2 protein-coding genes are annotated in these 10,427 nt (G+C 76.5%); both read right to left on the bottom strand.

Features of this window, described 5'->3' with window-relative positions; all coding sequences use genetic code 11:
- Window positions 1-8,843: non-ribosomal peptide synthetase (locus ABTZ17_RS34160; RefSeq protein WP_352199696.1), on the bottom strand; the 8,843-nt coding region annotated here is incomplete at its 3' end.
- Between the two features lie 103 nt (window positions 8,844-8,946).
- Window positions 8,947-10,284, bottom strand: coding sequence for an enterobactin transporter EntS (entS, locus tag ABTZ17_RS34155; RefSeq protein ID WP_352199695.1), 1,338 nt, complete (start codon window positions 10,282-10,284; stop codon window positions 8,947-8,949).
- Window positions 10,285-10,427: the final 143 nt, after the last annotated feature.

Here is a 10,427-nt window from a genome sequence, read left to right as displayed (position 1 = left end):
AGTTGGGTGCCGGCGAGGTAGAGCTCGCCGGGGGTGCCGGGGGGTACGGGCCGGAGGTGGTCGTCGAGGACGTACGTCCGGGTGTTCCACACCGGAGTACCGATCGGCACGGCCGGACCGTGACCGTCCGCCGTCGCCTCGTGCGCGGTGACGTCCACGGCCGCCTCCGTCGGCCCGTACAGGTTCGCCAGGACGGCGCCCTGCCCGTTCGCGGCGTGGAACTGTCCGGCCAGGTCGGCGCCCAGGGCCTCGCCGCTGCACACCACCAGGCGGAGCGAAGGGGTCTCGCCCACGCCGTGCTCGGCCAGGTAGGCGGCCAGCATGGAGGGCACGAAGTGGCAGACCGACACCCGCTGTTCCCGGATCAGGTCCCGCAGATAGCCCGGTTCCTTGTGTCCGTCGGGTCGGGCGATGACGAGGGGGACGCCTTGGGCGAGGGGCCAGAAGAGTTCCCAGACGGAGACGTCGAATCCGGTGGGGGTCTTCTGGAGGACGCGGTCGCCTTCGGTGAGGTGGTAGGCGTGCTGCATCCATGCGAGGCGGTTGACGATGGCCTGGTGTTCGACCATGACGCCCTTGGGGCGGCCGGTGGATCCGCTGGTGAAGATCACGTAGGCGGGGTGCCGGGGGAGCAGCGGGGTCGTCCGGTCGGCGTCGGTCACCGGGGCGGCCGACAGACCCGCCAGCTCGGTCTCGGTCTCCGGGGCGCCGAACCGCACCCGGGGCAGGTCCGAACCCGCCGGCAGCGCGCCTTCCGCTTCGGTGTCGGTGAGGACGAGCACCGGACGCCCGGTCTCCAGCAGGTGGGTGAGTCGGTCGGTGGGGAGGGTGAGGTCGAGGGGGAGGTAGGCGGCGCCGGCGCGGACGACGGCGTGTAGGGCGATGAGGAGGTTGAGGGATCGGGGGAGGGCGACGGCGATGACGGATTCGGGTCCGGCGCCGCGGGCGATGAGGTGTCGGGCGAGGCGGTTGACGGCCTGCTCGAACTCCGGTCGGGTCAGTGCGGTGCCTTCGAAGACGAGGGCGGGTCCGGTGGCGTCTTCGGCGCCGGCGGCGACGAGGTCGGCGAGGGTGGTCGGTCCGTCGAGCGTGACGGCGGTGTCGTTGAAGCCGTGCAGGACCAGGTCCCGCTCCTCCGGCTCCATCAACCCGATGGCCGACAGCCGCACCGAAGGCTCCGCCGCCACCCGCGCCAGCAGACGGACCAGGCGCTCCGCGAGCACCCGCACCGTGGACTCCTCGAACAGGTCCACCGCATACCGGATCCCGCAGGTCATGCCCTCCGGAGTACGCCGGAACAGCACCTCCAGGTCGAACTTGGCCGCACCCGCGGCCACCGGGACCTCCGCGGCCGACAGCTCCGCGCCGAACACGTCGCCGGGCACCCCGGCGCCGCCCTCGTAGGCCACCATCGTCTGGAACAGCGGGTGCCGCGCCAGCGAACGCTCCGGGTCCACCGCCTCCACGACCGCCTCGAAGGACAGGTCCGCGTGGTCCAGGGCGGCGCCCGCCGCCCGGCCCGTACGCTCCAGCAGCTCCGTGAACTCCGGGTCCCCGGACAGGTCGGCGCGCAGCACCAACGTGTTGACGAAGAACCCGACCAGCGGGTCGAGGACCTCCGCCGAACGCCCCGAGGCCGGGAAGCCCAGTGGCAGGTCATCCCCCGCGCCGAGCCGGTGCAGCAGCGCGGCCAGCGCCGAGGACACCACCGTGAAGGCCGTGGTGCCCCGCGCGGTCGCCAGCTCCTCCAGCCCGGCCACCACCTCCGCCGGCACCGCCACCGACACCGTCCGCCCCTCGTGCGAGGGCACGGCGGGTCGGTTGCGGTCGGCGGGCAGGGCCAGTTCGGCGGGGAGGCCGGCGAGGGTCTCCCGCCAGTGCCCGGCCTGGGCGGCGGCCACCGAGGCGGGGTCGGAGACCTCGCCCAGCAGCTCCCGCTGCCACAGCGCGTAGTCCGCGTACTGCACCGGCAGCGGGGCGAACTCCGGCGCCCCACCGGCCCGACGGGCCGCGTACGCCGCCGACAGGTCCGTGAGGAACGGGCCGGTGGACCACTCGTCCGAGGCGATGTGGTGGAAGAGCACCAACAGCACGTGCCGGTCCGGGGCCTCCGCGAACAGGGTCACCCGCAGCGGCAGTTCCCGCTCCAGGTCGAAGGCGTGACCCACGGCGGCGGCGAGCGGGGCGTCCGCGCCGTCCGCGGCCGCGACCACCTCGAAGGGCACCTCCACCGCGCCCGGCTCCAGCACCCGCTGGAACGGACCCGCCGCGTCCTCCCCGAACACCGTGCGCAGCGCCTCGTGCCGGGCCACCGCGTCGGCCACCGCGGCCCGCAGCGCGGGCACGTCCAGCGGCCCCGACAGGCGCACCGCCAGCGGCACCCCGTAGGTGGCCGACGGGCCCTCCAGCCGGTGCAGGAACCACAGCCGGGCCTGGGCGGGCGCCAACGGCAGCCGCTCCGGGCGCACCCCGGCCACCGGCTCGGACCGCTCGGCCCGACCGCGCCCGGCGAGCAGCGCCGCCAGCCCGGCCACCGTGCGCGCCTCGAACACGTCCCGCACCGAGCAGGACAGGCCCGCCGCCCGCAGCCGCGCCACCAGCCGGGTCGCCAGCAGCGAGTGCCCGCCCAGCCGGAAGAAGTCCTCCTCCGCGCCGACGCCGGACAGCCCCAGCAGCTCCGTGAACACCGCCGCGACCTGCTCCTCGGCCGTCCCGCGCGGGGCCCGGGAGCCGGTGGCGGAGCGCGGGCCCGGCACCGGCAGCGCCGCCCGGTCCAGCTTCCCGTTCACGTTCACCGGCAGCACCGGCAGGACCACCACCGCGGCGGGCACCAGGTGCTCCGGAAGCGCCGCCGCCAGCAGGGCGCGCAGCTCCTCCGGCCCGGCCCCGGCCGACACCGCGTACCCGACCAGCTCCGGCTGCCCGGCCGCGCCCGGCAGGTCCTCGCGGACCACCACCGCGGCCGCCGACACCCCGTCCAGGGCCGCCAGCGCCGCCTCCGCCTCGCCGGGCTCGACCCGGAACCCCCGGATCTTCACCTGGTCGTCGGCCCGCCCCAGGAACTCCAGCGGACCGTCCGCCCGCCACCGGGCCAGGTCGCCCGTGCGGTACATGCGCTCGCCGGGCCCGCCGAACGGGTCGGCGAGGAACCGCTCCGCGGTCAGCGCGGGCCGCCCCAAGTAGCCGCGGGCGTTCTGCTCACCGGCCAGGTACAGCTCCCCGGACACGCCGGGCGGCACCTGCCGCAGCCGCGCGTCCAGCACGTACGCCCGCGCGTTGTCCAGGGGACGGCCCACCACCGGGGTCGGGCAGTCCGAGACCCGGGCCACCAGCGCGTCCACCGTGAACTCGGTGGGCCCGTAGTAGTTGACGACCTCCACGCCGGGGACCCCGCGCAGTTCCGCCCACATGCCGGGCGGTACGGCCTCGCCGCCGAGCAGGTACAGCGCGGGCCGCCACGGCCCGTCCAGCAGTCCGGCGTCCACCAGCTGCCGCCCGTACGACGGGGTCACGTCCAGGGCGTCGACCCGGTGCTCCCGCACGTACGCCACGACCGCCTCGGCGTCCCGGCGGCCGTACTCGTCGAGGACGTGCAGCTCGTGCCCGGCGACCAGCCACAGCAGCTGCTCCCAGGAGGAGTCGAAGGAGAAGGAGGCGGTGTGCACCGCCCGGACCCGGCGGCCCAGCCGGGCCGCGACCGGCCCGTACAGGTCCCGCTCGTGGTCCCGGAACAGCCGGGTCAGGCCCGCGTGCCGGAGCACCACGCCCTTCGGCACGCCCGTGGAACCGGAGGTGTAGATCACGTACGCGGCGTGCTCGGGGTGCACCGGGATCTGCGGCAGCGGGTCGACGGCGGCCAGTCGGGCCGCGGTCTCCGGCGCGTCCAGGACCAGCGCGGGCACCCCCGGCACCCGGTCCGCGACCGCGGCCGTGGTGACCACGCACACCGGGGCGCTGTCGGCGAGCATGAACGCCAGCCGCTCCGCCGGGTGGTCCAGGTCCAGGGGCAGGTAGGCGGCACCCGCCTTCAGCGCCGCCAGCAGCGCCACGACGGTGTCCGCGGAGCGGGGCACGGCCAGGGCCACCACGGCGTCCGGGCCCGCGCCGGCCTCGGCGAGGAGGGCGGCCAGCCGGCCGGCCCGCTCGTCCAGCTCCGCGAAGGTCAGCCGCTCGGCGCCGGCGACCACGGCGGTCTCGTGCGGGGTCGCGGCCACGCTCGCCGCGAACACCGAGGTCACCGGCTCGGGCGGGACGGGCCGTCCGGTGCGGTTCCGGTCCGCCAGGGCCTCCCGCTCGGACTCGTCGAGCAGGTCCCAGGCGGAGACGGGGAGTTCCGGCCGGGCCACGGCCTGGGCCAGGACCCGCAGCACCCGGTCGGCGAGGGCGGCGGCGGTGTCCGCGTCGAAGCGGGCCGTCGCGTAGAACACCTCCAGCTCCAGGCCGTCCCCGTGCGCGCCGTCCGCGAAGGTGAGGTCGAGGTCGAACTTGGCGGCGCCCGGGTCGGTGCGGTCCACCCGCGCGGGCAGCCCGAACAGGTTCCGCAGGTCCTGGCTGACGGTGCTGTGGGACACCATCGTCTGGAACAGCGGGTGCCGGACGGCCGACCGCTCGGGGGAGACGGCCTCGACCACCGCCTCGAAGGGCAGGTCGGCGTGGTCCAGGGCGGCGAGGTCCGCGGTGCGGACCCGCTCCAGGAGCGCGGTGAAGGCGGGGTCGCCGGACAGGTCCGTGCGCAGCACCAGGGTGTTGACGAAGAAGCCGACCAGCGGGTCCAAGGCGCTGTCGGAGCGGCCGGCGACGGGGGTGCCCAGCACGATGTCCTCGCCGGCTCCGAGCCGGTGCAGCAGCCCGGCTACGACGGCGTGCACCACCATGAACACGCTGGTGCCGGTCTCCCGGGCCAGGGCGCGGATGCCGGCCGCCACGTCGGCGGGGACCTCCCGGTACACCAGGGCTCCCGCCGCGGCCTCCTCGGCGCGGGCCGGCCGGCCGCGGTCCGCGGGCAGTTCGAGCTCCTGCGGGGCGCCCGCGAGGGCCTGCCGCCAGAAGGCGGCCTGCGTGCCGGCGAGGGACTCCGGGTCGGAGACCTCCCCGAGCAGTTCGCGCTGCCACAGGGCGTAGTCGGCGTACTGCACCGGCAGCGGCGCGTACGCGGGGGCCGTGCCCGCGCGGCGGGCGGCGTAGCCGGCCGTCAGGTCGGCGAGGAACGGGCCCATGGACCACTCGTCGGAGGCGATGTGGTGCAGCAGCACCACGAGCACGTCGCCCGCGCCGGTGCCGACCGCCGCCGAACGCACCAGGGTCACCCGCAGCGGGGCGCCCGCCGCCAGGTCGAAGCGGTGCCCGAGGGCCTCCGCGACGGCGGCGTCCACACCGGCCCCGGGCTCCGCCTCCACCAGCCGCAGCCGCACGCCGGCGGTGTCCGCGTCGAGCACCCGCTGCGCGGGCACCCCGTCGTGCTCCTCGAAGACGGTGCGCAGGGACTCGTGGCGGGCGACGGTGTCGGTGAGGGCGGCGTCCAGGGCGGCGGCGTCGAGCCGGCCCTCGAAGCGCACCGCGAAGGGGATGTTGTAGGTGACGGAGGGGCCCTCCAGCTGGTGCAGGAACCACAGCCGCTGCTGGGCGTAGGAGAGCGGGAGCACGGCGGGGCGGTCGCCGGCGGCGGGCGCCGGGCGGGCCGCCGCGGCGCGTTCCCCGAGTCGGGCCGCGAGGGCGCGGGCGGTGCGGGCCTCGAAGACGTCGCCGATGGCGCAGCCGGTGCCGAGGGCGTCGCGGACGCGGGCGGCGGCCCGGGAGGCGGGCAGGGAGTGGCCGCCGGCGGCGAAGAAGTCGTCCTCGGGGGCGAGCCCGGGCACGCCGAGCACGTCGGCGAGGATCCCGGTGACGATCTCCTCCCGGGCGTCGCGGGGCGCCCGGTCGCCGCCGGCGGTGCCGGTCGCGGTGGGCGCGGGCAGGGCCTTGCGGTCCACCTTGCCGTTGGCGGTCAGCGGGAAGGAGTCGAGGACGGTGACCACGGCCGGGACCATGTAGGCGGGCAGCGCGGCGGCCACGGCGCGGCGCAGTTCCTCGCCGTCCGGGCGGGGGGCGCCCGCCGCGGGGGTGGCGTAGCCGGCCAGCAGTTGGTGACCGGGCTGGTCCTCGCGGACCACGGCCACGGCCCGGCCCGCGCCGGCGGCGGTGAGCGCGGCCTCGACCTCGCCCGGCTCGATGCGGTGCCCGCGCAGCTTGACCTGGTCGTCGGCGCGGCCCAGGAAATCCAGGGTGCCCTCGGCGGTGCGGCGCACCAGGTCGCCGGTGCGGTACATGCGGGAGCCCGCCGGGCCGTACGGGTCGGCGGTGAACCGCTCCGAGGTGAGGGCCGGCCGGCCCAGGTAGCCGCGGGCCAGCTGGTGTCCGGCCAGGTACAGCTCACCGGCGCGGCCCGCGGGCACGGGGCGCAGGGCGGCGTCGAGGACGTGCGCCCGGGTGTTCCAGAAGGGCAGGCCGATGCCGGGGACCCCGCTGTGGTCGGGGGGGAGGGCCGCGGAGGTGGCCCACACGGTGGCCTCGGTGGGGCCGTACACGTTGGTGACGGAGCGGGCGGTACGGGTCAGCCGCTCGGCGAGCACGGCGGGCAGGGCCTCGCCGCCGACGAGGACGCGGGTGCCGGCCAGTCCGGTGGGGCGGCCGTCCTCCAGGAGGGCCTGCCACAGCGAGGGGGTGGCCTGCATGACGGCGGGCCGGTGGGTGTCCACGAGGGCGGCCAGCGCGGCCGGTTCGCGGACGGTGTCGCGGTCGGCGAGCACGATGGCGGCCCCGCACAGCAGCGGGGTGTGGATCTCCAGGACGTGGATGTCGAAGGAGACGGTGGTGACCGCGACCAGCCGGTCCCCGGGGCGCAGGGCGAGCTCCTCGGCCTGCATGTGCAGGAAGTTGGCGAGGGCGGAGTGCGGGACGACCACGCCCTTGGGGCGGCCGGTGGAGCCGGAGGTGTGGATGACGTAGGCGGGGTGGGCGCCGGTGAGCGGGGCGGTGCGGTCGGCGTCCGTGGGCGCTCCGGCGGGCTGCGCGGCGAGCGCGGCCAGGACCTCGGGGGAGTCGAGGACGATCTGCTCGGTGCCCTCCGCGCGCGGGGCCCGGCCGGCCTCCGCGGTGGTGGTGAGCACGCACACCGGGCGGGCGTCCTCCACCATGAACAGCAGGCGTTCGGCCGGGTATTCGAGGTCGAGGGGCAGGTAGGCGCCGCCCGCCTTGAGGACGGCGAGGAGGGCGACGACGAGGTCGGTGGTGCGGGGCAGGGCGAGGCCGACGAAGGACTCGGGGCCCACGCCGCGGGAGATGAGGAGCCGGGCCAGGCGGTCGGCGCGGGCGTGCAGCGCGGCGTGGTCGAGCACGGTCCCGCCGTCGGGTCCGGCGATGACGGCGGGCAGGTCCGGGTGGCGGCGGGCGGCCTCCTCGAAGAGGGGGACCACGGTGCCGTCGGGCACGTGGTGGTCGGGCCCGCGGCCGGCGGTGACGGCCTCGTGCAGTCCGGCGGGGGCGAGGAGGTCGGCGCGGCCCACCGGGGCCTGCGGACCGGCGGCGGCGCAGGCGGTCAGGAAGCGGGCGAACTCGCCGAGCAGCGCCTCGGCGGCGGTGCGGTCGTAGGCGTGCGGGTTGGCGTCGAGTTCCAGGCGGATGCGTCCGCGGTCCTCGTCGTGGTACACGCCGAGGGTGAGGTCGTCCACGGGGCCCGCGGCCACGTTGTGCACGAGGGCGGGGGCGCCCGCGAAGTCCAGCTCGTAGTCGAAGGCCTTGATGTTGAGCATGGGGCCGAAGGCGGCGGCGCCCTCGGGCCGGCCGGGGCCCAGATCCCGGCGGATCTCCTCGGCCCGGTGGTGCTGGTGGCGGCGGAGGCCGCGGACCCCGCCGGCCACCTCGGCCACGAGCTCCCCGAAGGTCAGGGCGGGGTGCACGGCCACCCGCAGCGGCAGCACGTTGACCACCATCGCGGGCACGCGCAGCGCGGCGGAGCCGAGCCGGGCCATGGCGGGCAGCGAGAGCACCACGTCACGGGAGCCGCCGGCCCGGTGCAGCCAGGCGGCGAACCCGGCGGTGACCGCGTCGGCCCAACTCCCCCGCACGGAGGCCGCGGCGGCCAGGAGTCCGGCGGTGGCCTCGGGCTCCAGCTCGGCTGCGGCGCGCAGGAAGGCGGGGGCCGCCGGGTGGGCGGCACCGCTCAGCGGGGTGGGCGACGGCAGCCCGGCGAGGCGCTCGCTCCAGTAGGCGCGGTCCTTCGCGTACCGGTCGGAGGCGCGGTACGCCTCCTCCTCGGCGAGGACCGGGGCCAGCCCGGGGAAGGGGGAGGGGCCGGGGTCGGTGCCCGCCGCGAGGGCCGTGTAGACCTCGGCGGTGCGGCGGGACACCAGGGAGAACCCGTAGGCGTCCAGGGCGATGTGATGGACGCGCTGGTACCACAGGATCCGGTCGGGGGCGACCCGGTGCAGGCTGAAGCAGTAGAGGACGTCGCGCGCCGGGTCCACGGGGGTGGACATGTCCCGCCGCATCAGGGCCAGGGCGGTGCCGTGGGGGTCCTCCTGCGCCAGGTGGTCCAGGACCGGCACGATCGGGCCGGAGGCCGGGCCGGGCCAGGTCAGCTGGTACGGGGTGCCGTCGGCGTCCTCGCCGAAGCGGGCGGTCAGCGCCTCGCACTCGGCGACCGTGCGGCGCAGGGCGGCGGTGAACAGGTCCGGGTCCAGGGGGCCCTGGATCTCCAGGTACTGGCCGACGTTGTAGACGGGCGAGCCGGGGTCGAGCCGCTGGCCGTACCAGACACCGGTCTGGGCCCCGGTGAGGGGGAGACGCTGCGGGGTGCGGTCACTCATGGGTGGTGCTCCAGAGGTCGTCGGCGGGACCGGGCGGCGGTCGGCCGGGGGTACGGGGCGGCGGTGAGGAAGGGCCGCGGCCGGGGTACGGGCGGCGGGCGGTTCAGGCGCGCGGGGCGACGGGCGCGGCGTCGGCGGGCACGGCCTCGCCGTCGGGGCCGTCCTCCTCCTGCGGCGGGGGCAGGGTGGCCCGGCGCAGTCCGGGCACCGCCACGGCCACCGCGACGGCGGCAACGGCGCAGATCGCGCCGTTGACGATCGCGGCCCCGGCGGGGCTGAACCAGCGGGCCACGGCCGCGACTTCGACGTCGCCGACGATGTCCCCGGTGGTGCCCTGGGCGGTGATCACGCTGAAGATCCGGCCGCGCATGTGCTCGGGCGTGTGGTGCTGGACGAGCGCGTACTCGAGGATCTCGTACATGGTGCCCGCGCCGCCGCCGACGGCGAGCAGCACGAAGGCGACCACCGGGTCCTGGCTCAGACCGAAGCCGAGGGTGGCCAGGCCGCCCGCGAAGGCCGCCACCAGCAGCAGGCGTCCGGGGCGGGCCGTGCGGCCCAGCCAGCCGCTGGTGGCCGAGACCAGCACGGCGCCGACGGCGGGGGCGGTGTAGAGCAGGCCGAGCATCACCTTGCCGCCGCCGAAGTGGCGGTCGACCATCTCGGGGAAGAGCACGACCGGCACGTTGAAGAGCGCGGTGACACCGCCGAGCAGGACCAGTCCGCCCACCACGCGGTCACGGAAGGCGAACGTGAAGGCGGCCAGCGGGGAGCGGGAGCGCTTGGGGCCGTTCTCCGCGCCCTCGTCGCCGTCGCTGTCGCCGTCGTCCGGGTCGGTGCTCGGGGGCAGCGGTCGCAGCCGGGTCAGGAGCAGGCTGGTCAGGGCGGTGGTGACGGCGGTGACGGTGTACACGGGCGCCGGACCCCACGCGGCGAGCAGGATGCCGCCGAGGAAGGGGGCGGCGATGGAGCCGATCTCACCGGTGAGGGAGATCAGGGCGCCCGCGGCGGGGAGTTGGTCCTCCCGCACCAGGGTGGGGGCGGCGGCCATCAGCGCGGTGAAGCTGACGCCGGAGGCCAGGCCGTCCCAGGCCACGCAGGCGTAGATGGCCCACAGGGACGGGTCGGTGAGGAAGGCGTTCACGGCGAGACCGGCGAAGCCCAGGGCGGCGGCCCCGCGCGCGCGGATGATCAGCGTGCGGCGGTTGCCGCGGTCCGCCATCACCCCGCCCCAGAGCGAGCCCACCAGCACGCTGATGCTCATGATCATGCTGACCACGGCGATCTGCAGCGAGGAGCGGGTCATGTCCCAGGTCTGCGCGGCGAGGGCGACGGTGGCCATGCCCAGCCCGAACAGCGACACCACGCGGGCGATGAAGACCGCGCGGAAGTCGGGTGAGGCGCGCAGCGGTTCGATGTCGATGACGAGGTCGCGCAGGGGCACGGAGGGCTCCGGTGGGTACGGGACGGCGGTCGGTGGAAAGGGGGGCGTGAACGGGGGAGGAGCGGGGCGGGGCGCCGGGGGTGCCGGCGGAGAACCAGTTCGGGCTGCCGGGCGTCGGTCCCAGCCCGGCGGTGTCCTGGCAG

The sequence above is a fragment of the Streptomyces sp. NPDC097619 genome (assembly GCF_040302735.1).
GTDB lineage: Bacteria > Actinomycetota > Actinomycetes > Streptomycetales > Streptomycetaceae > Streptomyces.
Note: the sequence above shows the minus strand (reverse complement) of the source record. Positions and strands in the feature narration are given on the sequence as shown.